Here is a 23294-nt window from a genome sequence, read left to right as displayed (position 1 = left end):
CGTAAGGGATTGACTACAATGAGGTAAATTGCGTCTTCGGGACGCGCAGCCGCACCCGGGTGCCGGCGCCGAGCGCGGTCTCCACGACGAGGCCGTAGCCGTCGCCGTAGATCTGGCGCATGCGCAGGTCGACGTTGGCCAGGCCGATGCCGCCGCCCTCGCGGGCCGGTTCGCCGTCGAGCATGCGCCTGGCGCACTCGGGGTCCATGCCGGTGCCGTCGTCCTCGACGGTGATGTGGGCCTCGGGGCCGGCGTCGCGGACCACGACCCGCACCTCGCCGCCGCCGCGCCGGCCGCGCATGCCGTGCTTGATGGCGTTCTCCACCAGCGGTTGCAGGCACAGGAACGGCACCGGGACCGGCAGCACCTCGGGCGCGACCTGAAGGCTGAAGCGCAGCTTGTCGCCGAAGCGGGCGCGCTCCAGCAGCAGGTACCGGTCGACGCAGGTCAGCTCGTCGGCCAGGGTGGTGAAGTCGTGGGCCCGGCGCAGGGCGTAGCGGGAGAAGTCGGCGAAGTCGAGCAGCAGCTCGCGGGCGCGCTTGGGGTTCGTCCGGACGAACGAGGCGATCGTGGTCAGCGCGTTGTAGACGAAGTGCGGCGAGATCTGGGCACGAAGGGCGCGCATCTCGGCCTCCAGGGCCCGCCTGCGGGAGGCGTCGAGGTCGGCCAGCTCCAGTTGCCCCGACACCCAGCGGCCCAGCTCGGTCACGGCGCGCACGAGCGCCGCGCTGACCTCCTCGTCGAAGGCCGCCAGCGTGCCCACGACCGTGTCGTCCACGGTCAGCGGCACGACCACGGCCCCGTACGGCCGCCCGGCGAACACCTGCGCCCGCCCGGCGGCCAGGGTGGTGCGGGCGTAGGTGAGCACGTCGTCGGTGCACGGGCCGTTCCAGGCCAGCGCGGCGTCGGTGGAGGTGATCGCGACGGCGCGGGTGCCGAGCAGCGCGTGCAGGTGGCGTACGGCCTTGCGCGCCGAGTCGCGGTCGAGCCCGCCGCGCAGGGCGGGCGCGGCCAGCCCCGCGACGTGCAACGCGGTGAAGGTGGCCTCGTGCTTGCCGCCGCCTTCCGGAAGCGCCGGGCGGCGCGTCCTGGCGCAGGCGTAGCCGAGGAGGAAGAGCAGGAGGGAGAGCGCCACGCATGCGGTGGTCTGCATGCGCCAAACCGTAGCCAATAACCGGTCGCGTTCGGGTGGAAACCCGCAGTGAAGTCTACGGGGGGCCCTCGCCGGGTTCCTCCTGGTAGGAGTAGCGCTGTTCGCGCCAGGGATCTGCCAGGTTGTGGTATCCGCGTTCCTCCCAGAAGCCGCGCCGGTCCTCCAGGAGGTATTCGACGGCGCGCACCCACTTGACGCTCTTCCACGCGTACAGGTGGGGAACCACGATGCGCACGGGGAAACCGCGGTCGGGGCTGAGCGGCTTCTCGTCCAGCTCGGTGGCGAACAGGGTGTCGGGGGCGGCGAAGTCGGACATGCGGAGGTTGGCGCTGTAGCCGTACTCGGCCCAGATCATGACGTGGCGCACGCCGGGATCGGGCGGCGCCAGCTTCATGATCGTGGCCGGGGTGACGCCCCGCCACTCGTTGGCCATGAGGGAGAACTTGGTGACGCAGTGGAAGTCGGCGATGCGCGTGTCCCGGGGCAGCAGCTCGAAGTCCGCCCACGTCAGGCAGTGCTCCTCGCCGGAGGCCGTGGCGCCGAAGACGCGGAAGTCCCAGCTGTCCGGCTTGAACGCGGGCACCCTGCCGTAGTGGATCACGGGGCGGCCGCGCGGGACGTACTGGCCTGGAGGCAGGCGCGACTCCTCCACGATCACTCCCCTCACCGATCTCGCGTCTTGGGCCATCCTGCCATCGGCCCGCCCGCGCCCCGCGGGCGGGGCTGCGGCCGGGCCTTTCGTACTCATTAGTAACTTGAGTACGAAACCCCATGCGACGGCCTGGCCTGCGAGATCACCATGAACTCATGAGCAAGCCCATCCGTCCCACGCAGACCGCCGCGTTCTACGTCCAGGCGGTCCTGTCGTTCGCCGTCTCCGTGTCGTCCGTGGTGATCGCCCTGATCTACCTGCCGGCCTCCGGCTGGATCAGGGCGTTCCTCGCGCTCGGCCTGCTGTACGTGGTCACCTCCACGGTCAACCTGTGCAAGGTCGTCCGCGACCGGCAGGAGCTGGCGGAGGTGACCAACCGCGTGGACCAGGCCAGGCTGGACAAGCTGCTGGCCGAGCACGACCCGTTCAAGGTCGACGCGGCCTGAGCTACAGCGTGTACTCCTGGATCGAGTCGGCGAGCTGCACGCACAGCTCCTCGGCGTCGAGCCGCTTCTCGATCTGCTTGAGGTCGTCGATCTTGGCCCGCGTCTCGGCGCGCTTGGGAGCCAGCAGGGAGCAGCAGTCCTCGTCGGGCAGCTCCGAGATCTCCAGCGTGCCGATGCGCCGGGCCTCGGCCATGATCTCGGTCTTGTCCCAGCCCACGAGCGGGCGCAGGATCGGCAGCTCGACCGCGTTGTCCTGGGCGGTGATGTTGGCCAGCGTCTGGGAGGAGACCTGGCCGAGCGCGTCGCCGGTGATCAGCGCGCCGGCGCGGATCCGGTGGGCGACCTCCTCGGCCGTCTTCAGCATGAGCCGCCGCTGGGCGATCACGGCCAGGCGGTCCTGGCCCGAGTTGCGGATCGACTGCTGCGCCTTGCCGAACGGCACCACCCACAGCCGCGACCTGCCCTGGAACCTGTCGAGCTTCCTGACCAGCGCGTACGCCTTGTAGATCGACTCGGAGGTGGTGAACGGGATGCCGGAGAAGTGCAGGAAGTCGACGTGCAGGCCGCGCTTCATCATCCGGTAGGCCGCCACCGGCGAGTCGATGCCGCCCGACATGAGCACCAGCGCCCGGCCGCTGCTGCCGACCGGCAGGCCGCCCTGGCCCGGGATGCCGTCGGTGAAGACGAACACCTCGTCCCGGTCGACCTCGATGAAGACGGTCAGCTCGGGGTTCTTCAGGTCGACGGGCAGCCGGTACTCGTCGTTGATCGCGCCGCCGACGAGCCGGTCGAGCTCGTTGGAGGTCAGCGGGAAGCGCTTGTCGCGGCGGCGGGAGCGCACCGCGAAGCGGGCCCCGCGGGCGACCTCCTCGCGGTCGCGGATCAGTTCCAGGCCGGCCTTGAGCACGGTGTCGGGGTCCTTGGCCACCCGCCAGGCGCGGTGGATCCACACCAGGCCGGGCACGTCGGCGACCCGCCGGGCCACCGCGTCGGCCTGCTCGACGTCCGACCCCTCGGGCAAGAAGATCGCGACGACGCCGTGGCGCCGGCGGACGTCCGTCTTGAGGCCGAGATCCTGGAGCGCGAAGCGGATGTTGTCGATCAGGCGGCGCTCGAACAGTTCACGGTTCTTGCCCTTGAGAACGATCTCGCCCAGCTTGAGCAGAACGCATGGCTCGCCCAGGGCGGACATCGTCATGGTGGAACCTCCGGGGAAGACGGGGAAGGCGCGGCCGCTAGGAAGGCAACGCCGCGACCCATCGAGTTTAGTCCGCGTCGAGGCCCTGCTCGATCGCATATCGGACCAGTTCCACCCGGTTGTGCAGCTGGAGCTTGCTCAGCGTGTTCTGCACGTGGTTCTGGACCGTGCGGTGGGAGAGCACCAGGCGGTCGGCGACCTGCCGGTAGGTCAGGCCCTTGGCGACCAGCCTGAGCACCTCCGTCTCGCGCTCGGTCAGCCTCGGGCCGTCGTCGTCGGCGCGTCCGGCGGGGCGCGCGGCCAGCCGCCGGTACTCCCCCAGCACCAGCCCGGCCAGGCCCGGCGTGAAGACGGCGTCGCCCTCGGCGGTGCGGCGGACGGCGTCGAGGAACTCCTCCCGGCTCGCCGACTTCACCAGGTAGCCGGACGCGCCCGCCTTGACGGCCGCCAGCACGTCGTCCTGCTCGGCGCTGGCCGACAACACCAGGACCTTGGGCGCCGGCTCGGCCCCGGCCAGCCCGGCGGCCACCTCCGCGCCGGACATGTCGGGCAGGCGCAGATCCAGCACGACGACCTGGGGGCGCACGGCCGCGGCCGCCCTGATCGCCTGCCGCCCCTCCCCCACCACGGCCACGACCTCGTAGCCCGCCTCGGACAGATCCCTGGCCACGCCGTCGCGCCACATGGGATGGTCGTCCACCACCATGACCCGCACCATGACGTCACTCTAACCGGGCCGGTCCCCGCCCATCCGCGCCTGTCCGCAGGGAAGACTGATCTCGATCTCGGTCCCGGACGGCGTGGAGGCGACGGCGACCGTCCCGCCCAGGTCGGCGACGCGCCCGCGGATGGACTGCGCGACGCCCAGGCGGCCCTCGGCGGCGGCCCGCTCCAGGCGCCCCTCCGGGATGCCGGGGCCCTCGTCGCGCACGGTGACCATGACCACGTCGTCGCAGGACTCGGCGAACACCCAGGCCCGCGCGTCCGCGCCGCAGTGCTCGCGCACGTTGTCCAGTGCGGCCCCGACCGCGGCCGCCACGCCCTCGGCCGCCGGCGTGGGCAGGACGAGCGGCGTGGCCGGGGTGGAGACCGTCACCAGCGGCGAGCCGTGCCGCATGAGCAGGGAGCGCAGGTCCGTGGCGCCGGTCGGGGCGGGGCGGGCGGCGATGAGCTCGCGCAGCGCGGCCTCCTGCTCACCTGCCAGGCGGCCCAGCTCGGCCGCCTCGCCGCCGATCTGCCGGCCGCGCCGCTGGACCAGGGCCAGCACCTGCAGGACGGAGTCGTGCAGGTCGCGGGCCAGCCGGTCGCGTTCGCGCTGGGCGGCCTCCATCTCGGCCGCGCGCTGCATGCGCTCCTCGGCCTCCTTGGCCAGCCGGGCCACGTGTCCGACAACCACTCCTGACAGGAACAGCAGGACCGCGCCGTTGATCATCACGGGCGCCTCCGGGGCGCGCACGCGCAGCCACAGGTCCGCGGCGGCGACCAGGGCCGCCGCCACCGCGCCCGCGCGCCTGCCGCCGTACACGGCCCAGGCCAGGACGGGCGCGGCGACCCAGGTGGCGGGCACGGGCATGGTGCCCGCCACGCCCTGACGGGCGCCCTCCACGTACGGGGACGCCAGCAGGCAGGCCAGCGCCGCCAGCAGGTCCACGGCCAGCAGCGGCCACCCGCGCAGCCTTTCCGACGCGTACGCGTACGTGGCTCCGGCCGTCCACAACGCCATCAGGGCGATCACCAGCCAGCCGGCGACCGGCTGCTCGTACCCGCGGTACTGGGCCATCAGCACGGCGGCGTACAGCAAAGACGCGGCGCGGAAGACGGCGATCGCGCGCCAGAAGGGCCCCTCGATGCTCATGAGACCCTCTCATGTTTCCGACACGCTGGTTGACAGATAGTTGCGTTATCCATGCGGAAGGGACAGACCGGATGACACAATCCGTCAACCCCTAATCACAAGGAATGTCGATATATGACCGCTGTTAATCATTTCACCCACGGACCGCTCACACCGCTGCTGGCGTACCTGATGTCGTGCCTGGGTTCGATGCTCGGACTGCGGCTCACCGCACAGGCGCACGCCAGCCGCGGCGCGTCGCGGGTGCGCTGGTTGATCGGCGCGGCCATCTCCATCGGCGGCACCGGCATCTGGGTCATGCACTTCGTCGGGATGATGGGCTTCGCGGTGGAGGGCACGCAGATCAAGTACGACGTGCCGCTCACCGTCGCCTCGGCCGCCGTGGCCGTGGTGGTGGTCGGCACCGGGCTGTTCCTGGTCTCCTACGGCCGCGGCCGGGCGCTGGCGCTGCTCGGCGGCGGCCTGCTCACCGGGCTCGGCGTGGCCAGCATGCACTACCTCGGCATGTACGCGATGAACATGAGCGCCCACGTCTCCTACGACCGCACGATCGTGGCCGGGTCCGTGGTGATCGCCGTCGTGGCCGCGACCGCCGCGCTCTGGTTCACGCTGCGGGTCAAGAAGCCGGTCTGGATCACCGGCGCGGCGCTGGTCATGGGCGTGGCCGTCTCGGGCATGCACTACACCGGCATGTACGCCATGCGGGTCACCGTCGACGCCGAGCCCGGCATGGTCACCGGCGCGGACGCCCTCGACTTCCTCGTCCCCCTGATGACCGTGATCAGCCTGATCACGCTGACCATGCTGCTCATGGTGATCCTCGCGCCCTCGGAGGAGGAACTGCACGAGGACGCCGAGATGGTCGCCCGCCTGGAGCTGCGCCGGCGCGCCGCCCAGCAGCAGCAGCGCCTGGCCTACCCCGCGCCGCAGGCCGCCCCCCGCCCGCAACAGCAGCAGATGATGCGCACCCGCCGCAGGTAGCCCGCGGCGACGAGCGTCCGGACGGGGCCGGACGCGACGAGGGCGCGCCGGAGGTGGATCACCTCGGCGCGCCCCGCGGTTGAGCTATCTCCTGGGTACGGCTTGCGGCGCAAAGTGGGCCGCCGACTCGCTGCGCCCCAAGCCGTACCCCGAGGGGGGTTGTAAGCGGTAACCCCGCTGCCCAGAAAGTACGGCCCGGCGCTTGCAAGCCGCTTTCAGCCAGCCGTAGAGAGCCTCACCCGAAGAACACCTCGGCCTCGGAGTACCGGGAGGCCGGCACGGTCTTCAGCTCGGCCGTCGCCTCGTCGAGCCCGACCCGGACGATGTCGGTGCCGCGCAGCGCGACCATCGTGCCGTAGTCGCCCTCGTGCGCGGCGTCGATCGCCTGCAGCCCGAACCTGGTGGCCAGCACCCGGTCGTAGGCCGTCGGGGTGCCGCCGCGCTGGATGTGGCCGAGCACGGTGGTACGGGCCTCCTTGCCGGTGCGCTTCTCGATCTCCTTGGCCAGCACCTCGCCGATGCCGCCGAGCCGGACGTGCCCGAACGCGTCGAGGGTGCCGGTCTGCAGCTCCATCTGGCCCTCGATCGGGTGGGCGCCCTCGGCCACGACGATGATCGGCGAGTAGCGGGTGCGGAAGCGGGACTCGACGTACTCGCAGACCCGGTCGATGTCGAACGGCTTCTCGGGGATGAGGATCACGTTCGCGCCGCCGGCCATGCCCGCGTGCAGCGCGATCCAGCCCGCGTGGCGGCCCATGACCTCGCAGATCAGCGCGCGGTGGTGGGACTCGGCGGTGGTGTGCAGCCGGTCGATGGCCTCCATCGCGATGTTGACCGCGGTGTCGAAGCCGAAGGTGTAGTCGGTGCCGGACAGGTCGTTGTCGATGGTCTTGGGCACGCCCACGACCTTGACGTCGCGGTCGTAGAGCTGTTTGGCCACGCCGAGCGTGTCCTCGCCGCCGATGGCGATCAGGGCGTCGACGCCGGTGGCGGCGAGGTTCTCCTTGATGCGGTCGACGCCGCCCTCGATCTTGATCGGGTTGGTGCGGGAGGATCCGAGAATGGTGCCGCCCCGCGGCAGGATGCCTCGTACGGCCTGGATGTCGAGCGGCATCGTGTCGCCTTCCAGGGGCCCGCGCCAGCCGTCGCGGAAGCCCACGAACTCGTGGCCGTACGTGCTCACCCCCTTACGCACCACGGCCCTGATGACGGCGTTGAGACCCGGACAGTCTCCGCCTCCGGTGAGCACTCCTATACGCATGGCGGGTTCCTCCCGATGGGGTTCACGAACCATTGCTCGGTGACTGCTCGCATTGTGCCTGCCGCGACGCTCAGTGGTCTAGACCAAACGCGCGGCCCTCGATCATTTCCTGTAAGCGGCGATCGTCAACCCGGGGTTGACGGCACTGCGGCGTCAACCTATGGTTGACGCATGGACGAAACCGTACGTCTCGACGACCTCATCGCCGCCATCAAAAGCCGTCATCCGGACGGCGACCCGCTCGGCCAGCTCTCCGACGCCGTCACGCTGGGCGAGCATCTCGGAGAAGTGGCCGACCACCTGATCGGCCACTTCGTGGACCACGCCCGCCACTCCGGCGCCTCCTGGACCGACATCGGCCGCAGCATGGGCGTGACCAAGCAGGCCGCGCAGAAGCGGTTCGTGGTCAAGGAGGGCGGCTCGCTCGCCGACGACCTGCGCAACTACGCCCGCTACACCGACAAGGCCCGGGTCGCGGTGGTCAAGTCCCAGGAGGAGGCGCGCCTGTCGGGGCACGACCACATCGAGGTCGGGCACCTGGTGCTCGGGCTGCTGCACGTGCCCGAGGCGCTGGCCGCCTCGACCATGGCCACGCTCGGGGCCTCCCCCGAGGCGGTCAGGGAGGCCGTCACGGCGGCCATGGCGCCCGGCGGCGGGCAGTCGCCCGTCACCCTGCCGTTCTCCGCGCAGTGCGCCAAGGCGCTGGAGCTGACCCTGCGCGAGGCCCTGCGGCTCGGGCACAACTACGTCGGCACCGAGCACCTGCTGCTCGGCGTGCTCTCCCTGGAGGAGGGCCCGGTGGTGCGGGCCCTGGCCGATCTCGGCGTGCACAAGGAGGCGGCCGAGCGGGAGATCAGGGAGCGGCTGGCGGCGATCCTGCGCGAGCGCCGCTCATAGCCGCCTCCGGCCGCCCTCGGGCCGCTCACGGGGGCCGCTCACGGCCGCCCTCGGGCCGGCCCCGGGGGCGGCGTTCCCCGGCGGGCCCGCGCGGCCCTGAGGAGGGTGGGCGGGCCGGCCGGAGCGTCCGGCCGGGCCGGCGGCGAACCGGGTCAGCACGTTCGCCGTGGCGCGGCGGGTGAAGGCGGCCGCGGACTCCGGGACGCCGTGGCCGCAGCGCTTGCCGCGCATCGCGCACACCCACCGCATCGTGCCCGAGGCGAACACCCCGGCCCCGCTCGGCGCCGTGTAGTACGTGCTCTGCGACGTCGTCCCGCGTCCTCCGCACGAGAACGGCGAGTCGGCCAGCACCTCCACGCCCTTGGGCGAGCCGCGCGAGACCTTGTCGGTCTCCGGGCCGACCATGCCGGGGAAGCGCCGCCCCCGGGTGCCCGCGAAGATCCAGTGGCCCGGCCTGCGGACCGTGTAGGCGCCCTGGGCGGGGAAGCAGTCGTACATCTGGCCCACCAGGGCGCTCTCCGGGCGGGAGTCCCGCCACAGCGGGCACAGCCGTTCCTTGTCGCAGGCGACCGTCCTGCCCTTGATCGCGATGCGCCAGTAGACGGCGTTCGCGCCGAGGAAGGCGAGGTTCGTCCCGCTGTCCCTGGCCCTGGTGACGGCCGTGCGCATGGCGGGCGACCAGTACTCGTCGTGGCCGAGCGAGACCACGGCCCGGGCGCCGTCCAGCACGCCGGGGCCGAGGTCGAGGCTGGTGAGGTAGGCCAGGGGCACGCCGCTGCGCTCGGCCACGGCCAGGGCCGACTGCTCGAAGTCGAGGAACAGGCGGGCGCCGCCGCCGTCGTACGGGCGGTCGAAGGTGACCTCGCGCGAGCGGTCGGCGAACCCGCCGGGGCCCAGGTACAGGCTGCGGCCGCCCCACAGGTTGTACGCCTGCCAGGTGGTGACCGCGTTCACCATCACCACCCGGCCCCGGGTGGAGGCCGAGCGGACGGTGATCGGCACGTACCGCTGGGCGCCGGTCGAGGCGTCGAGCCTGATCAGGTACGCGCCCTCCGTCCAGCCGCGGGTGTCCACGGTGAGCGAGGGCTTCCAGTGGGCGGCGGTCACCATGCCGTGCACGGTCCTGGCCGGAGGCTGGCGCACGCCCTCCACCTGCGGCGACTCCCACACCTTGGCCGGGTGCGCGCCCATCCTGAACGCGCCGGCGGTGAAGCGCGGGGCGGTGGTGGAGACGTGCAGGGCGAAGGGCTGGCCGGGCAGGACGCTCACGTGGTCGGCGTAGCCCTCGATCTCGTGGTCGGCCCCGCGGGTGGTGATCCGCCAGGACTCCCCCGCGTCCACCGGCGGCGGCGACGGCCGGCCCGTCTCCGACGGCTGCGGGACGGGCGGGGCGGGCGACGCGGACGGCGCCGGCCGCACGGGACCGCCGCCGCATCCGGCGGCCGGCAGGACGGCGATCAACAGGGTGAGGAGCAGCGAGAGCTTGCGCACCCGGCCATCGTCGCGGCCCGCCTCGGGGCCGGGCCACGACTTGGCCAGATCCTTACACCGGGCCGCTTCCCGCCCGGCGTCCCTATGCGGGCAGCACGCAGGACGGGCTGGGCACCTCGTACGACTGACCGGCCGGCTCGGGCACCCCGTCCTCCAGCGTGAACACGGTCACCTCGCCGGAGTTCTGGTTGGCGACGTACAGGCGGTCGCCGGCGATGGCGAAGTGCCGGGGCCAGGCGCCGCCCGAGGGCACCTCGGCCACCGGGGACAGGTCGGCGGCGCGCAGCACCGAGACCGTGTCGGGCCCGCGGTTGGCGACGTAGACCAGGTCGCCGTCGAGCTGCAGGTGGCTGGGCGCGTTGTCGCCCCCGGCGCGCGAGGCGGGCACGACGGTGCGGCGCTCGCCCTCGACGAGGGTCACGGTGCCGTCCAGCTCGCCGGCCACGTACAGGCGGTCGCCGGCGAAGGCGAAGTGGCGGGGGCCAGTGCCGGGGGCCAGGGTGATCGGGTCGAGCGGGGAGCCGTCCAGGCGGTAACGGCGGATCTCGTCGGTGCCCAGGTCGGAGACGTGCAGGACGTCGTCGTGGAAGACGCACATGTGGGCGTGCGAGCCGGCCTGGCGGTCGGGGTCGGGGCCCGAGCCCTCGTGCCGCAGGACGACGGGGTCGCCGGTGAAGGCGCCCCGCTCGTCCAGGTGGTGCAGGCCGGCGGTGCCGTCGCCGTAGTTGGCCACGGCCAGCAGGCTCCCCGAGGGGTGGACGGCGACGTGGCAGGGGCTGTCGCCGTCGCTGGACCGTTCGTCCAGCGGGGACAGGCCGCCCTCGGTGGTGAAGGCGGTGAGCCAGCCGCGCTGCAGCTCGCCGGCCGCGTACAGCACCGGCAGGGTGGGGTGGGCGGCCAGGAACGACGGCGAGGCCACGCGGGTCAGCTCGCCGCCCACCGTGACGATGCCGGGACCGTAGCCGCCTATGTAGAGGTTCACAACGGGATCCTTCTTATGGTTGACTGGGGCAATGAATTCGTTGACGGAGGCAAGGGTTTCTGAGATCAGAGCCTTCAACCGGTTCTATACGAAAGTGATCGGCGTCCTCCAGGCAGGCATGCTCGACTCGCCCTACTCGCTGACGGAAGTCAGGGTGCTGTTCGAGCTCGCGCACGCCGAGAGCATGGAGACCGGCGAGCTGCGCGGCCTGCTCGACCTCGACGCGGGCTACCTGAGCCGGATCCTGGCCCGCTTCGAGGGCGACGGGCTGGTCGCCCGCGAGCGGTCGGCCGCCGACGCCCGCAAGCAGCTCGTCCGGCTGACCGAGGCGGGCGCGGCCACCTTCGCCGGGCTCGACCGCCGTTCGGCCGAGGAGATCGAACGGCTGCTCGGCGGCCTGCCCGAGGCCGACCGGGCGCTGCTGGTCGGCAGCATGGCGACGATCCGGCGGCTGCTCGGCGAGCCGGCCGCCCGCCCGTACGTGATCAGGCCCCCGCGGACGGGCGACCTCGGCTGGGTCGTCTACCGGCACGGCGCCCTCTACAGCGCGGAGTACGGCTGGGGCACCGAGTTCGAGCAGCTCGTGGCCAGGATCGTGGGCGCCTACGACCCCGCCCGCGACGCCGGCTGGATCGCCGAGGTCGACGGCGAGCGCGCCGGGTGCGTGTTCTGCGTGCACCAGGACGACACGACGGCCAAGCTGCGCATGTTGCTGGTCGAGCCGTCGGCGCGGGGCCTCGGGATCGGGCGGCGCCTGGTGGCCGAGTGCCTGCGCCACGCCAGGGACCGGGGCTACCGGCGGATCACGCTGTGGACGCGCGACTGCCTGGTGAGCGCGCGGCGCATCTACCAGACGGCCGGGTTCGAGCTGGAGTCGGCGGAGCGGGGCGTGGAGAACGGCGCCGAGGTCACCGAGGAGATGTGGTCGCTCGACCTCGCGGCCACCAGTTGAGCGGCCCGGCCAGGCGCATCATGCTCGGCACCAGCACCGCCCTGATCACGGTGGCGTCCGCCAGCACCGCGACGGCCATGCCGACCCCGAGCATCTGCACGAACGCCACCCGCGCGGTGGCGTAGGCGGCGAACGTGAGCGCCAGGATGCCGCCCGCCGCGGTGATCAGGGGCGCGCCGCGCTGCATGCCGGTGGCGACGGCCTGCCCGGTGTCGCCCGTCCTGTCGTACTCCTCCTTGATCCTGGACAGCAGGAAGACCTCGTAGTCCATCGACAGGCCGTAGGCGACGCAGAGCATGAGGATCGGGATGCTCGGGTCGAGCGTGCCGGTCGGGGTGAAGCCGAGCAGGCCCGACAGGTGGCCCTCCTGGAAGATCCAGACGACGGCGCCGAACATGACGCCGAGGCTGAGGACGTTCAGCAAGGTCGCCTTGAGCGGGAGCACCAGGCTGCCGGTCATCAGGAACAGCACGGCGAACGTGACGCCCAGCATGAGCGCCAGCACCAGCGGCAGGCGGTCGACGACCGAGGCGCGGTAGTCGGCCAGCTCGGCGGGATAGCCCCCGACCAGGACCTCGAAGGGCGGCGGCACGGCCCGTACGGACTCCACCAGCCGGACGGGGTCACCGGCCAGCGCCTCGGCGGAGGGCACCACCGACAACCACGCGCCCGGCCCGCGGAAGCGGGCCGGGTCGCCGTCGCCGACCCGCCGCCCGGCCGCGTGGGCGCCGGCGGCGGAGTCGACCTGGGCGACCCCGGGAACCCGCGAGAGCCGCATCGCGTACGCCGAGACGTCGGCGGCCCGCGCCGCACCCGTCGAGACGATCTGGATGGCGTCGGTCTCCTCCGCCGGGAAGGTCTGCCGGATGACCTCCTGGGTCTGCCGCGAGGACGCCTCCGGCGGCAGGATGCGGTCGTCGGCCGTGCCGAAGCGCAGGCCGAGGAACGGCGAGGCGAGCACCAGCAGCAGCGCCGCCGCCAGGCCGCCGGACACCACCGGCCGGCGCATGACCCGGACGGCCAGGCCGTGCCAGAACCCGGCTCCCCGGGTCTCGGCTCCGCCGCGCCCGGGACGCCCCGGCCCGGGCAGCATCGCGCCGCCGGCCGAGGCCAGCACTGCGGGCAGCACGATCATCGCCGCGAACAGGCCGCCGACCACGACCGCGATGCCCGCGAAGGCGAAGGAGCGCAGGAAGTCGAAGGGCAGCGCGAACAGCACGGCCAGCGAGGCGGCCACCGTGAGGCCGCTGAACAGCACGGTCCGCCCGGCGTGCTCGACGGCTCCGGCGACGGCCGCCGCGCGGTCGCGTCCGGCGCTCACCTCCTCGCGGAAACGCTGGACGACGAACAGGCAGTAGTCGATGCCGAGCCCGAGGCCCATGGCGAGGGTGAGGTTGAGGGCGAAGGTGGAGACCTCCGCGAACACCAGGACGCCGCGCAGCAGCGCCAGGCCGACCACCATGGCCAGCACCCCCGCCAGGATCGGCGCCAGGGCGGCCATCACCCGCCGCTGGTAGAGCCAGAGCAGCACGAACGCCAGCGGGAAGCTGACCAGCTCGGCCCGGACGAAGTCCTGCCTGGCCAGCGGCACGGTCTCGCGGAACACCTCCTCCCCTCCGCCGGCCCGCACCTGGAGCGGGCCCTGCTCGCCGACGATCCGCGGCACCAGCGCGGGCAGCACCCGCGCCCGCACGTGGTCGGCGTCGCCGGGGACGCGCACCACGATCAGCGCGTGCCGGCCGTCCCGGCTGCGCAGGGTGGCGGGCCTGCCCCTGGTCCAGTACGAGGAGGACTCCGCGACGCCGTCCGAGCGGCCGATCCGGTCGGTGAGGGCGCGGCCCGCCGCCTCGGCCGCGGGGTCGTCGACGGTGCCCGATCTGGGGGTGACCAGGAAGACCAGGTCGGGGCTGCCGGTGCCGAACCGGCGGACGAGCTCGGCCTGGGCCCGGTCGGACTCCGAGCCCGGCGCCTCGAAGCGGGCCAGGGAGAGGCGGGAGACCGTACCGGCGGCCAGGACACCCGCGACGACGAGCAGGAGCGCGGACAGGGCCAGCACCAGCCGGCGGCGGCGGACGAGGAGGTGGCCCAGCCTGCGCAGCGGCGGCTCGGCGGCGGCGCGCGGGCCGCGGGTGGCGACGTTCACGGCCACGCGGGCACCGCCCGCGCCGGGCCTGATGGGCAGGTTCGCATGGGATCTCCGGAAAACTCGGTAAACTACTCGTGTTTCGCTGTCGAACCCAGAAATACAAGTAAATGCTCGCATTTGTCAACGAGGTGGCCCATGCCTGAACGCACGGTCCGCAGGCAGGCGCGCGGCCTGAAGCGGATGGCCGAGATCCTCGACGCCGCGGAGTCGGTGATCGCCGAGATCGGCTACCCGGACATGACGACGAACCAGGTCGCCGCGCGAGCGGGGCTCTCCCCCGGGTCGCTGTACCAGTTCTTCCGGAACAAGGAGGAGATCCTGGACGGCCTGGTGTCCCGCTACACCGACGACCGGGACGAGTTCTGGGCGGCCCGGCTGGCGGCGATCACCCCGGACGTCCCGCTGGAGGCACTGGTGGGGCAGCTCGTGGACGAGAGCGTGGCGTTCAAGGCCGACTCACCGGCGTACTGGTCGCTGCTGTACGGGTCGGCCACCGGCGACCGGCTCGCGGCGGCCTCCCAGCGCATGCACGCCTCGCTGGCGGAGCGGATCGCGGCGCTGCTGCGACGGCGTTCGCCCGAGCTGCCGCAGGAGCGGGCGCTGCTCAACGCGACGATGGCGCTGGCCATGGTGAAGGCGGTGCTGCCCATGCTGGGGCCGGCGACGCCCGAGCGCGGCGCGGAGCTCGTGGCCGAGCTCAAGCTCATGCTGGTCCGCTACCTGACCTGAGCCCGCGGTCAGGGACGGAAGGGGCCGCGGACCTCGAAGGTGTGGCCCTCGGTGCGGCCGCGCCTGGCCGAGAAGTAGAGCCGGTCGCCCCTCGGCGAGAACGCCAGCCCCGTGAGCTCGGCCCCCTCGTGCCCGGTGAGCCGCAGGAACGGCGTGACGGCCCGGTCGGGCGCGATGACGTCGATCTCCGTCGTCTCCCTGGCCACGTAGAGGTCGCCCGAGGGGGCGGCGGTGATCGCGCGCACGCCCTCGCACAGCCGGTCGAGCGTGGAGGTGTGGGCGTCGTAGGCCCACAGGCCGGTGTCGCCCTTGGTGGTGAAGTAGCAGACGCCGCCCGCGTAGTGGCAGCCGTCGCCGCCGTCGAAGTGGCGGGCGTCCTCGACCTGGTGGCGGGCCGCGGTGAGCAGCGCGGCCGGGGACGGCACCGGCCGCCATCCGCCCGACGCGCACAGCACCTCCAGCGTGCCCTCCGTCAGGTCGCCCCAGTCGCCGGGACGGAAGCGGTAGAAGCAGCCGTCGTGCTCGTCCTCGGTCATGTAGACGACGCGCCGCTCGGGGTCGCAGGCGGCGGCCTCGTGCCGGAAGCGGCCCATGGCCAGGCGGGGGCGGGCGGCGCGGGCGCCGTAGGGGTCGCACTCGAAGACGCGGCCGCGGTCGCCGAGCTCGCACGACAGCCAGGTGTGCCACGGCGTGGCGCCGCCCGCGCAGTTGAGGTCGGTGCCGGACAGGATGCGGTAGGCGTCGGCGACCGTGCCGTCGGCGTGGAAGCGCAGCGCGGAGGCGCCGCCGAGCAGGGGCAGCTCGGAGTTGGAGACGTAGATCCAGCCTGCGCCGTCGGGGAAGCAGGCGCCGCCGTCGGGCGCGGCGTGCCAGGTGAGCCCGGCCACCTTGTCGCCCGACCGGGCCACCACCCGGCCGGTGAAGCCCGGCGGGAGCGCGAGCCCGTCGGCGGACGCCGGCGTGAGCGGCCCGTACGGGCTGATGCCGCCCTGCAAGAGCGGGCCCGTGCGGAGGAGAGTCTTGTGGGACATCGTGGGGCCTCCCTCTAGGTGCCACGCTAGTCGACCGCACCGACATGAATGGCAAGGACTCGTGACATCAAACTCTGCGCAAACCCCGCGCTCCGTCGTGGCGTGAGATCGCCGGAGGCCCTGGACGATGCGTGACAGTCCGTACCCACCGGACGGAAGATCGCCCGCCTTGGGGGCGGACACGCGAAAGCCCGGGCACTGTGGGCGTGCCCGGGCTTTTCGGGTGATGCGGCCGGCGGCCGCGCGCGGTCAGCGCTGGGCCTGGAACATCCAGTGCTGCTTGTCGATGTCCTGCGTCACGGCGATGAGCAGGTCCTGGCTGACCGGGTCGGCCTCGTCGGTGGCGCGGATGCGCTCGTACATGCGCTTGCTGATGCCGTCGAGGATGTCGGTGATCGTCGCCACCACCTTGCCGTCCTCCAGCCAGCCGCGCTCGGGCTGCTGGAGCTTGGTGGACTTGGCGACGGTCGCCGAGCGCCCGTCGGGGTTCACGCCGAGGGCGACCGCCCGCTCGGCGATGGTGTCCATGTGGGCACGGGCCAGGTCGGTCAGCTCGTCGAGCTGGAGGTGAATCGGGCGGAAATGGGCGCCGACAAGGTTCCAGTGCGCCTGCTTGGCGATCAGCGACAGATCGATCAGATCGACGAGGGCGTCCTGCAGGGCTTCGGCGACAGTGTTCTTGGCTTCACCCGAGAGCGGACCGGTGATCGTAGCCATGTCGTATTTCCTCCCCTTCAGTGGTGCTTATGCCTGTTTAGAACGTCATCCGGGGCTGGATTCTTCCGATCTTCCGGTCGTTGACAGTGTAATAGTGACAGTGTCATTGTGGAGGTATGAGCGACACCTGGACCATCGGCGAGCTGGCCGAGCACGCGGCGCGGGCGCTGCCCGCGGGCGCCCAGCCGGTCAACGGCCGGGTCCGCGACGTGCCCGGGGAACGCCTGATCAGGTGGTACACCACCATCGGCCTCGTGGACCCGCCCCTGACCCGGCGCGGCAGGATCGCCCGCTACGGCCGACGGCACCTGCTGCAACTGGTGGCCGTCAAGCGCATGCAGGCGGCGGGGCACTCGATCGCCGAGATCCAGACGGCGCTGGCCGGCGCGACGAACGCCACGCTGGCGGCGGCGGCCGGTCTCGCCGACGTGCCGTCCGCGGGCGACGGGCGGGCGGTCCCTGGTTCTCCGCCGGACAGCCCGCGCTCGGCGGGGCCCGCGTCCGTCATCGCCGCGACGACGAACGTGACGTCCGGCGGCGAGGCGAACGGGGCCTTCGACGGTCAGGCGCGTGCGGCGCGACGCCCGCCGGACGGGCGAGCCGGAGGCGGCGGCGAGCCGGGGCGTGCGAGGTTCTGGGCCGAACGGCCGGTCCGCCGCGCCCCGGCCGGGAGCGAACGCCCCGCCGACGCGGAAGCGGGGCATGCCGGGGGCGGGCCGGCCGCGGGGGTCGTGCTCGCGGACGGGGTGCGCATTGTGTGGGACGGGGGGCGGCCTCCGTCCGAGGACGACGTTCAGGCGGTGCTGGCGGCGGCTGGGCCGCTGCTCGCGGTGCTCGTAGAGAGGAGACTGCTGTGAAGATCACTTCGCTGGAGCCCGCACGGTGCCTGCCGGTGCCGGAGGCCGGGTTCGGCGCGCTGCTGACCGAGCGCGGCAACCTGCCGCTGGACAGCGTGGACGTGCACGCCGACATCGCCGGGCTCGTCGCCGGGGTCGAGGTCGAGCAGGGGTTCCGCAACCCGTTCGACGTCACGCTGGAGGCGACCTACGTCTTCCCGCTGCCCGACCGGGCGGCGGTGACGGCCTTCAGGATGGAGGCCGACGACCGGGTCGTGGAGGGCCTGCTGAAGGAGCGCGGCCAGGCCAGGGCCGACTACGACCAGGCGCTGCGCGAGGGCAGGCGGGCGGCGATCGCCGAGGAGGACCGGCCCGACGTCTTCACCATCAGGGTGGGCAACATCCTGCCCGGCGAACGCGTCTCGATCAGGCTGACCATGAGCCAGCCCCTCCCCTACGAGGACGGCGCGGCGACCTTCCGGTTCCCGCTCGTCGTGGCTCCGCGGTACGTCCCGGGCACCCCGCTCGACGGCGACCCGGCGGGCTCCGGGGTGGCGCCGGACACCGACGCCGTCCCCGACGCGTCGAGGATCACGCCGCCGGTGCTGCTGCCCGGCTTCCCCAGCCCCGTGCGGCTCTCGCTCACCGCCCGCGTCGACGCCTCCGGGCTGGACCTGCGGGAGGTGGCCTCCAGCCTGCACGTGGTCGAGGAGGACGGACACACCGTGCGCCTGCGTCCGGGCGAGCGCCTCGACCGTGACTTCATTTTGCGGCTGTCGTTCGAGGCGTCCACGTCCCTGCAGTTCGACGGGCGGGGGACGTTCGCGCTCACCGTCGTCCCGCCCGCCCTCCAGGCCGCCCGCGCGCCGCGCGACGTGGTGCTGGTGCTCGACCGTTCGGGCAGCATGGGCGGCTGGAAGATGGTCGCGGCGCGGCGGGCGGCGGCGCGCATCGTCGACACGCTGACCGCGCACGACCGCTTCGACGTGCTGACGTTCGACTCGGTGGTCGAGGCGGCGTTCGAGGGGCTGGTGGAGGCGTCCGACCGCAACCGGTACCGCGCGGTCGAGCACCTGGCGCGGGTCGACGCGCGCGGCGGCACCGAGCTGCTCGAACCGCTGCGCCGCGCCATCGCCCTCCTCGGCGCGCCCGGCGACAGGGAGCGGGTGGTGGTGCTGGTCACCGACGGCCAGGTGGGCAACGAGGACCAGATCCTGGAGCAGGCCGGCGGCGCGCTGTCGGCGATGCGGGTGCACACGGTCGGCATCGACCGGGCGGTGAACGCCGGCTTCCTCGGCCGGCTCGCCGGGCTGGGCGCCGGCCGGTGCGAGCTGGTCGAGTCCGAGGACCGGCTCGACGCGGCGATGGAGCAGATCCACCGCAGGATCGGCGCGCCACTGGTGACGGACCTGTCCCTGAAGGGGCTGGAGACCGAGCCCGGCACCGTGACCCACCTCGGCTCGATCTTCCCGGGGGTCCCGCTCCGGGTGTACGGACGGTGCCGCGAGGGCGGCGGGGCCGTCACCGTGCGCGGCACGTCGGCCGGCGGGCCGTGGGAGGAGCGGGTCACGGGGGTGACCACCGGCAGTCCGGCCCTCCGCGCCGTCTGGGCCCGCGCCCACCTGCGCGAGCTGGAGGACCGGTACGCCATGGGCGAGCACGGCCTGGAGTCGCGGATCGTCGAGGTCTCGCTGGAGAACGGCGTTCTGTGCAGGTTCACGGCGTACGTGGCGATCGACACGAGGCAGGTCGCGGAGGGCGCGCCCGAGCACCGGGTGATCCAGCCGGTCGAGCCGCCCAGCGGGTGGGAGCTGCCGCCGAACCCGTCCATGGGCGGGGGGTTCGTGGCGCAGGCGATGACGATGGCGCGTCCCGCGAGTGCCGCCCGGATGATGCCGCCGGCCCCGCCGGCCCCGTCGTCCTTCGACCAGGGCTTCGGCGCGCCGGGTTCGCTCGGCGGCCCCTCCCCGGCCGACGCCCCCTTCCCGGCCCCGCCTCTCGCGGGCGGCCCTGCCGGGCCTGCGCCGTCCGCACCCGGCTCCGGTGGCGGCCCTGGGCATGGAGCCTCGCCCAAGTTCGCGCCTCCGTCGTCGCCGCGCCCGGCGCACCGGCTGGAGTCGGTCAGGCCGCAGCTGAAGGCCGAACTGGACCGGCTCAGGGCGATGCGCGTACCGGACGCGCTGTACCTGGCCGACCTGGGCTCGCGTCTGGCGGCGCTGGCGGCGTACCTGGGCGGGAACGAGGCGCTGGCGACGCTGGCCCGCGACCTGGAGGCGGCCGAACGTCCCGGCACGGACCTGCGCGCCCTGCATGACCACGCCCTCGAAGCGCTGGCCACCCTCACCGGCACCCCCGCCGACCACGCCCCGGCCGACCCCACTCTCCCGGACGCCCCCATCGCGCCGGGCGACCCGCTCCCCGAGGACGGCCCGCTCGCTCCAGGCGACCCCGAGCCCGGCAAGCGCCACCGTCCCTTCTGGAAACGAGGCTGACGCCCACTGACCCCCGGCAGCGCTGCACCACCCCGCAGCGCTGCCACCTCCGTCCATGAGCGGTCCGACGCGGGAACACGCCGCAGCGCGGCCCGGCGGCGCGGCTGTGCGGCGTCGGGCAGTGCCCCAGCGGGCTGGGCGGTGATCGGCGGGGCTCGTGTTCACGGACACTTGGGGTGAATGGCTAATCGGCCACTAACAGGTCCAACCGTGCCGCACCGGACTTGGCGGTAGCGCCGTTTCCAGAACCGCCGTTTCCGCCAAAGGCGGGGGATTCTGGATTCTTTGCTGATTTCGCTGCCTAATCATCTGCGAGCCCGGCGTAACGGGCCGTGGCGGGCGTCCAGGGAACGATGGCACGCCATGACGGGTCCCGCTGTCGCGACCGACCCGGCACACCCGCGTACCGGCGCACAAATTCCCCCACGACCCATTATGAATTCCACGCCCGGCGATATCTCCGCCGCGATATTCAGGCGTCCCCGGGAAAAGGCGTGTCATTCCCATGTGCCACCATCCCCCGCGGCCTCCTATTCTGGACGGGTGAGCACACTCGTCCTGGACGGCGGCCTGTCCACGCATCTGGAGTCGCTCGGCGCGGATCTGCGCGACGAGCTCTGGTCGGCGCGCCTGCTGCTGGAGCAGCCCGAGCTGATCAGGCGGGTGCACGCCGACTACTACGCGGCGGGCGCCGACGTGGCGACCACGGCGAGCTACCAGGCCACCATCCCCGGCTTCCAGCGGCGCGGGCTCGACCGGTCCGAGGCCGAGCGGCTGATCAGGTTGTCCGTCGAGCTGGCCGGGCAGGCCCGCGACGAGGCCGGTCGCGGCCTGGTGGCGGCCTCGGTCGGCCCCTACGGCGCCTATCTGGCCGACGGCGCCGAGTACACCGGCGACTACGACCTCGACGAAGACGGCCTGCTGGCCTGGCACCGTCCGCGCTGGGAGATCCTGGCCGCCGCCGGCGCCGACCTGCTGGCCTGCGAGACCATCCCGTCCTACGCCGAGGCGCGGGCGCTGGCCGGGCTGCTGGCCTCCACGCCGGGGGTCAAGGCGTGGGTGAGCTTCTCCTGCCGCGACGCCGAGCGCATCAACGACGGCACCCCGATCGACCGGGCCGCCGCGCTGTTCTCCGGAAACCCGCAGGTGGTGGCGGTCGGCGTCAACTGCACGGCGCCGCGGCACATCCCCGGGCTGGTCGCCCGCCTGTCCGGCGGACTGCCCGTCGTGGTCTACCCGAACTCGGGCGAGACGTGGGACGCCGAGCAGCGCCGGTGGCTGGGCCTGTCCGACCCGGTGGAGTACGGCCTGGCCGCCAAGGAGTGGGAGCGCGCCGGGGCGTCGCTGATCGGCGGCTGCTGCCGCACGACCCCCGAGCACATCAGGCAGATCCGCGCCCACCTGACCTGACGCCCCAGGCCCAGGCCCCAGCGAGACGTCACCGGCACACCCGGCGCCCCCGCACACGCCGTACGGACGAAGCCCCGACCGCAGGACCCCGCGCACGCCGTACGGACGGCAGCAAGGCCGCAGACCCCCACGCGTGGGCGCGCGGGGGTCCTGAGCGGCCGGAACGGGCGGGTCGCTAGGCGGCGGCCGGAGCCGTGGTGCGGCGTCGGCCGAGGAGGGCGTCGAGCGCCAGGGCGCCGCCGCCGGTGAATCCCACCGCCAGGCTCGCCGCCGCCAGCGCGAGGACGAACTCGTAGCCCCCTTCACCGGCCCCGAAGCCGCTGGAGCCGTGGACGAACACGATCGCCCCGATCATGTCGAGGGCCAGCAGCGTGCCCGCGATCGGCAGCGCGGCGCCGAGGATCAGCGCGATGCCGCCGACCACCTCCAGCACCGCCACGGCCGGCGCGGCCACCCCGGCCAGGGGGATGCCCGCGGACTCGAAGAACTTCGTGGTGCCCGCGATGCCCATGTCGGCGAACTTCTGGTAGCCGTGCACCAGGAAGATCACGCCGACGGCGATCCTGGCCAGCAGCAGGGCGATGGGACGCGCCTGGTCGATCATGGACCCTCCAAAGGGAGTCGTTCAGATTTGAACAACCACTCTACCGGTAGTTCAAATCTGAACAACAAGTACACTTGGGACGTGACGGACACCCGCTGGCTCGACGAGACGGAGATGGCCGCCTGGCGCGCCTTCCTGTCGGCCTCCCACCTGCTCGAACGGCGCATCGAGGAGCAGCTCAAGGCCGCGGCCGGGCTGACGCACCCGCAGTACGAGATCCTGGTGCGGTTGTCGGCCGCCCCCGAGCGCCGGATGCGCATGACCGAGCTGGCCCGGGGCGTGGTGGTGTCGAAGAGCGCGCTGACGTACCAGATCACGCAGCTGGAGAAGGCGGGGCTGGTGGAGCGCGCCACGTGCCCGTCCGACGACCGCGGGGTGCTGGCGGTGCTCACGGAGGCGGGCGAGCGCTGCCTGGAACGCGTCGCTCCCGGGCACGTGGAGGTCGTGCGGGACTACCTGATCGACCGGCTCACCCGCGCGGAGCTGACCTCACTGACCAGCGCGATGACGAAGAGCGAACGGGCTCTCAGAAGCTGACCGCGAAGCCGCCGGGAACCGGCCGGAGAACGGACAGGCTCTCAGAAGCTGACCGCGAGAACGGAAAAACCCTCAGGAGCCGGTCTTGGCGGCGGCGCGGCGGGCGCGTTCCATCTCGACCCGGGCGCTGGCCGCGTACTTGTCGACGTACTCCTGGCCGGACAGCTCCATCAGCGCGTACATGATCTCGTCGGTGACAGCGCGCAGGACCAGGCGGTCGTCCTCCATGCCGTAGTAGCGGGAGAAGTCGAGCGGCTTGCCGAACCGGACGCCCGGCCGGATGCCGAGCTTGGGGAACAGCCGCCCGGGCGGCATCATCTCGTACGTGTTGACCATCGCCCACGGGATGACCGGCACCCGCGACTCCAGCGCCAGCCGGGCCACGCCGGTCTTGCCCTTGTAGAGGCGGCCGTCCGGCGAGCGGGTGCCCTCGGGGTAGATGCCGAGGACGTTGCCCTCGCGAAGGATGCGCAGGCCGGTGCGGAGCGCGGCCTCGCTGGCCTTGCCGCCGGAGCGGTCGATCGGCACGGTGCCGACGCCGCTGAAGAACAGCCGGGTGAAGAAGCCCTTGATGCCGGTGCCGGTGAAGTAGTCGGCCTTGCCGAGCGAGATCACCTTGCGGCGGATCTGCAGCGGGCCGAAGAAGTGGTCGGCGAAGGAGAGGTGGTTTCCGGCCAGGATCGCGGGCCCCTGCTTGGGTACGTTGTCCCCGCCCTCCGTCCACGGGCGGAAGAGCATGAGGATCGGCTTCAAGATGGCCTTGACCACCCAGTAGAACACCCGGCCACCTCTTCCCCAGGACATCGTGATTGAGCAGAGTCATCTTCCCATCCCTGGCGAGATGCAACTACACCAGCTCTCGCACAATCACCCCTGAACGTGCGACGATCGGGCAGTTCCGGGATGAAATTGCGTCAAGGAGCC

The 23294-nt window shown here is 72.6% G+C and carries 22 protein-coding genes; 9 read left to right on the top strand and 13 right to left on the bottom strand.

The features are described from left to right. Positions 1-13: 13 nt before the first annotated feature. Both ACFYUV_RS08015 and ACFYUV_RS08010 read right to left on the bottom strand, forming a co-directional pair. Positions 14-1153 carry a histidine kinase gene (locus ACFYUV_RS08015; RefSeq protein ID WP_358294069.1) on the bottom strand — a complete coding sequence of 380 codons (1140 nt, stop codon included), beginning with the start codon at positions 1151-1153 and terminating at the stop codon, positions 14-16. A 55-nt stretch (positions 1154-1208) separates the two neighbouring features. Continuing rightward, a complete protein-coding gene (locus ACFYUV_RS08010; protein ID WP_387666245.1) occupies positions 1209-1805 on the bottom strand; it encodes a molybdopterin-dependent oxidoreductase in 597 nt (198 codons plus the stop codon). Between the two features lie 155 nt (positions 1806-1960). On the opposite strand from ACFYUV_RS08010, the gene ACFYUV_RS08005 reads away from it, so the two are divergent. After that, entirely contained in the window at positions 1961-2251 is a 291-nt protein-coding gene (locus ACFYUV_RS08005; RefSeq protein ID WP_352330712.1) for a YiaA/YiaB family inner membrane protein, read from the top strand. Position 2252: 1 nt separating this feature from the next. Here the strand turns inward: ACFYUV_RS08005 and thiI are convergent, their stop codons facing one another. From thiI to macS, 3 genes are all read right to left on the bottom strand, one after another. Continuing rightward, the gene (thiI, locus tag ACFYUV_RS08000) at positions 2253-3449 is read right to left on the bottom strand and encodes a tRNA uracil 4-sulfurtransferase ThiI (RefSeq protein WP_358294072.1); all 1197 of its coding nucleotides are present in this window, start codon (positions 3447-3449) and stop codon (positions 2253-2255) included. Positions 3450-3516: 67 nt separating this feature from the next. Further along, on the bottom strand, positions 3517-4167 hold the full coding sequence (locus ACFYUV_RS07995; RefSeq protein WP_387666242.1) for a response regulator: 651 nt from the start codon (positions 4165-4167) through the stop codon (positions 3517-3519). A gap of 9 nt (positions 4168-4176) precedes the next feature. After that, positions 4177-5304: a MacS family sensor histidine kinase gene (macS, locus tag ACFYUV_RS07990; RefSeq protein WP_387666239.1), complete on the bottom strand. Its 1128-nt coding sequence runs from the start codon at positions 5302-5304 to the stop codon at positions 4177-4179. A 114-nt stretch (positions 5305-5418) separates the two neighbouring features. Here macS and ACFYUV_RS07985 point away from each other — a divergent pair, with 114 nt between their 5' ends. After that, entirely contained in the window at positions 5419-6285 is an 867-nt protein-coding gene (locus tag ACFYUV_RS07985) for an MHYT domain-containing protein (RefSeq protein ID WP_387666236.1), read from the top strand. A gap of 235 nt (positions 6286-6520) precedes the next feature. On the opposite strand, the gene ACFYUV_RS07980 is transcribed toward ACFYUV_RS07985, so the two are convergent. Then, complete coding sequence (locus ACFYUV_RS07980; protein ID WP_352331196.1) at positions 6521-7546, bottom strand: 6-phosphofructokinase; 1026 nt, start codon at positions 7544-7546, stop codon at positions 6521-6523. Positions 7547-7717: 171 nt separating this feature from the next. On the opposite strand from ACFYUV_RS07980, the gene ACFYUV_RS07975 reads away from it, so the two are divergent. After that, positions 7718-8443: a Clp protease N-terminal domain-containing protein gene (locus ACFYUV_RS07975; RefSeq protein ID WP_358294079.1), complete on the top strand. Its 726-nt coding sequence runs from the start codon at positions 7718-7720 to the stop codon at positions 8441-8443. Here the strand turns inward: ACFYUV_RS07975 and ACFYUV_RS07970 are convergent. Both ACFYUV_RS07970 and ACFYUV_RS07965 read right to left on the bottom strand, forming a co-directional pair. Continuing rightward, positions 8438-9934, bottom strand: a complete 1497-nt coding sequence (locus tag ACFYUV_RS07970) for a N,N-dimethylformamidase beta subunit family domain-containing protein (protein WP_387666233.1) — start codon at positions 9932-9934, stop codon at positions 8438-8440. The two genes, ACFYUV_RS07975 and ACFYUV_RS07970, sit on opposite strands and share 6 nt — an antisense overlap. A gap of 82 nt (positions 9935-10016) precedes the next feature. Further along, positions 10017-10916: a lactonase family protein gene (locus ACFYUV_RS07965; protein ID WP_387666230.1), complete on the bottom strand. Its 900-nt coding sequence runs from the start codon at positions 10914-10916 to the stop codon at positions 10017-10019. A 94-nt stretch (positions 10917-11010) separates the two neighbouring features. Between ACFYUV_RS07965 and ACFYUV_RS07960 the strand changes: the two genes are divergently transcribed. Further along, positions 11011-11868, top strand: a complete 858-nt coding sequence (locus tag ACFYUV_RS07960; RefSeq protein WP_387666227.1) for a GNAT family N-acetyltransferase — start codon at positions 11011-11013, stop codon at positions 11866-11868. On the opposite strand, the gene ACFYUV_RS07955 is transcribed toward ACFYUV_RS07960, so the two are convergent. After that, on the bottom strand, positions 11825-14017 hold the full coding sequence (locus ACFYUV_RS07955; protein WP_387666225.1) for an MMPL family transporter: 2193 nt from the start codon (positions 14015-14017) through the stop codon (positions 11825-11827). The two genes, ACFYUV_RS07960 and ACFYUV_RS07955, sit on opposite strands and share 44 nt — an antisense overlap. Positions 14018-14149: 132 nt before the next feature. Here ACFYUV_RS07955 and ACFYUV_RS07950 point away from each other — a divergent pair, with 132 nt between their 5' ends. Next, on the top strand, positions 14150-14743 hold the full coding sequence (locus ACFYUV_RS07950; RefSeq protein WP_358294087.1) for a TetR/AcrR family transcriptional regulator: 594 nt from the start codon (positions 14150-14152) through the stop codon (positions 14741-14743). A gap of 8 nt (positions 14744-14751) precedes the next feature. Here ACFYUV_RS07950 and ACFYUV_RS07945 read toward each other — a convergent pair whose 3' ends face one another. Both ACFYUV_RS07945 and ACFYUV_RS07940 read right to left on the bottom strand, forming a co-directional pair. Next, positions 14752-15774 (bottom strand): alkaline phosphatase PhoX, encoded by a 1023-nt coding sequence (locus ACFYUV_RS07945; RefSeq protein WP_364331674.1) that lies wholly within the window; start codon positions 15772-15774, stop codon positions 14752-14754. 249 nt (positions 15775-16023) lie between these two features. Continuing rightward, on the bottom strand, positions 16024-16491 hold the full coding sequence (locus ACFYUV_RS07940; RefSeq protein WP_387666223.1) for a Dps family protein: 468 nt from the start codon (positions 16489-16491) through the stop codon (positions 16024-16026). A 116-nt stretch (positions 16492-16607) separates the two neighbouring features. Between ACFYUV_RS07940 and ACFYUV_RS07935 the strand changes: the two genes are divergently transcribed. The 3 genes from ACFYUV_RS07935 to mmuM all read left to right on the top strand — a co-directional run bounded on the left by ACFYUV_RS07935 (position 16608) and on the right by mmuM (position 21229). Continuing rightward, a complete protein-coding gene (locus tag ACFYUV_RS07935; RefSeq protein WP_387666221.1) occupies positions 16608-17348 on the top strand; it encodes a helix-turn-helix domain-containing protein in 741 nt (246 codons plus the stop codon). Then, positions 17345-19819: a VIT domain-containing protein gene (locus ACFYUV_RS07930; protein WP_387666218.1), complete on the top strand. Its 2475-nt coding sequence runs from the start codon at positions 17345-17347 to the stop codon at positions 19817-19819. The genes ACFYUV_RS07935 and ACFYUV_RS07930 overlap by 4 nt, the downstream gene beginning before the upstream one ends. A gap of 543 nt (positions 19820-20362) precedes the next feature. Next, positions 20363-21229 carry a homocysteine S-methyltransferase gene (gene mmuM / locus ACFYUV_RS07925; protein ID WP_387666216.1) on the top strand — a complete coding sequence of 289 codons (867 nt, stop codon included), beginning with the start codon at positions 20363-20365 and terminating at the stop codon, positions 21227-21229. 175 nt (positions 21230-21404) lie between these two features. On the opposite strand, the gene ACFYUV_RS07920 is transcribed toward mmuM, so the two are convergent. Beyond that, complete coding sequence (locus ACFYUV_RS07920; protein WP_387666214.1) at positions 21405-21833, bottom strand: DoxX family protein; 429 nt, start codon at positions 21831-21833, stop codon at positions 21405-21407. 81 nt (positions 21834-21914) lie between these two features. Here ACFYUV_RS07920 and ACFYUV_RS07915 point away from each other — a divergent pair, with 81 nt between their 5' ends. After that, on the top strand, positions 21915-22370 hold the full coding sequence (locus ACFYUV_RS07915; RefSeq protein ID WP_387666211.1) for a MarR family winged helix-turn-helix transcriptional regulator: 456 nt from the start codon (positions 21915-21917) through the stop codon (positions 22368-22370). 72 nt (positions 22371-22442) lie between these two features. On the opposite strand, the gene ACFYUV_RS07910 is transcribed toward ACFYUV_RS07915, so the two are convergent. Then, entirely contained in the window at positions 22443-23150 is a 708-nt protein-coding gene (locus tag ACFYUV_RS07910; RefSeq protein ID WP_387666209.1) for a lysophospholipid acyltransferase family protein, read from the bottom strand. Positions 23151-23294 lie beyond the last annotated feature (144 nt).

Source organism: Nonomuraea sp. NPDC003560 (assembly GCF_042878785.1).
Lineage (GTDB): Bacteria > Actinomycetota > Actinomycetes > Streptosporangiales > Streptosporangiaceae > Nonomuraea.
Note: the sequence above shows the minus strand (reverse complement) of the source record. Positions and strands in the feature narration are given on the sequence as shown.

Coding starts and splice junctions, on each gene's coding strand:
- ACFYUV_RS08015 (WP_358294069.1), bottom strand. CDS start 1,153: ATGCAGACCACCGCATGCGTGGCGCTCTCCCTCCTGCTCTTCCTCCTC.
- ACFYUV_RS08005 (WP_352330712.1), top strand. CDS start 1,961: ATGAGCAAGCCCATCCGTCCCACGCAGACCGCCGCGTTCTACGTCCAG.
- thiI (WP_358294072.1), bottom strand. CDS start 3,449: ATGACGATGTCCGCCCTGGGCGAGCCATGCGTTCTGCTCAAGCTGGGC.
- ACFYUV_RS07995 (WP_387666242.1), bottom strand. CDS start 4,167: ATGGTGCGGGTCATGGTGGTGGACGACCATCCCATGTGGCGCGACGGC.
- macS (WP_387666239.1), bottom strand. CDS start 5,304: ATGAGCATCGAGGGGCCCTTCTGGCGCGCGATCGCCGTCTTCCGCGCC.
- ACFYUV_RS07985 (WP_387666236.1), top strand. CDS start 5,419: ATGACCGCTGTTAATCATTTCACCCACGGACCGCTCACACCGCTGCTG.
- ACFYUV_RS07980 (WP_352331196.1), bottom strand. CDS start 7,546: ATGCGTATAGGAGTGCTCACCGGAGGCGGAGACTGTCCGGGTCTCAAC.
- ACFYUV_RS07975 (WP_358294079.1), top strand. CDS start 7,718: ATGGACGAAACCGTACGTCTCGACGACCTCATCGCCGCCATCAAAAGC.
- ACFYUV_RS07950 (WP_358294087.1), top strand. CDS start 14,150: ATGCCTGAACGCACGGTCCGCAGGCAGGCGCGCGGCCTGAAGCGGATG.
- ACFYUV_RS07945 (WP_364331674.1), bottom strand. CDS start 15,774: ATGTCCCACAAGACTCTCCTCCGCACGGGCCCGCTCTTGCAGGGCGGC.
- ACFYUV_RS07940 (WP_387666223.1), bottom strand. CDS start 16,491: ATGGCTACGATCACCGGTCCGCTCTCGGGTGAAGCCAAGAACACTGTC.
- ACFYUV_RS07935 (WP_387666221.1), top strand. CDS start 16,608: ATGAGCGACACCTGGACCATCGGCGAGCTGGCCGAGCACGCGGCGCGG.
- ACFYUV_RS07920 (WP_387666214.1), bottom strand. CDS start 21,833: ATGATCGACCAGGCGCGTCCCATCGCCCTGCTGCTGGCCAGGATCGCC.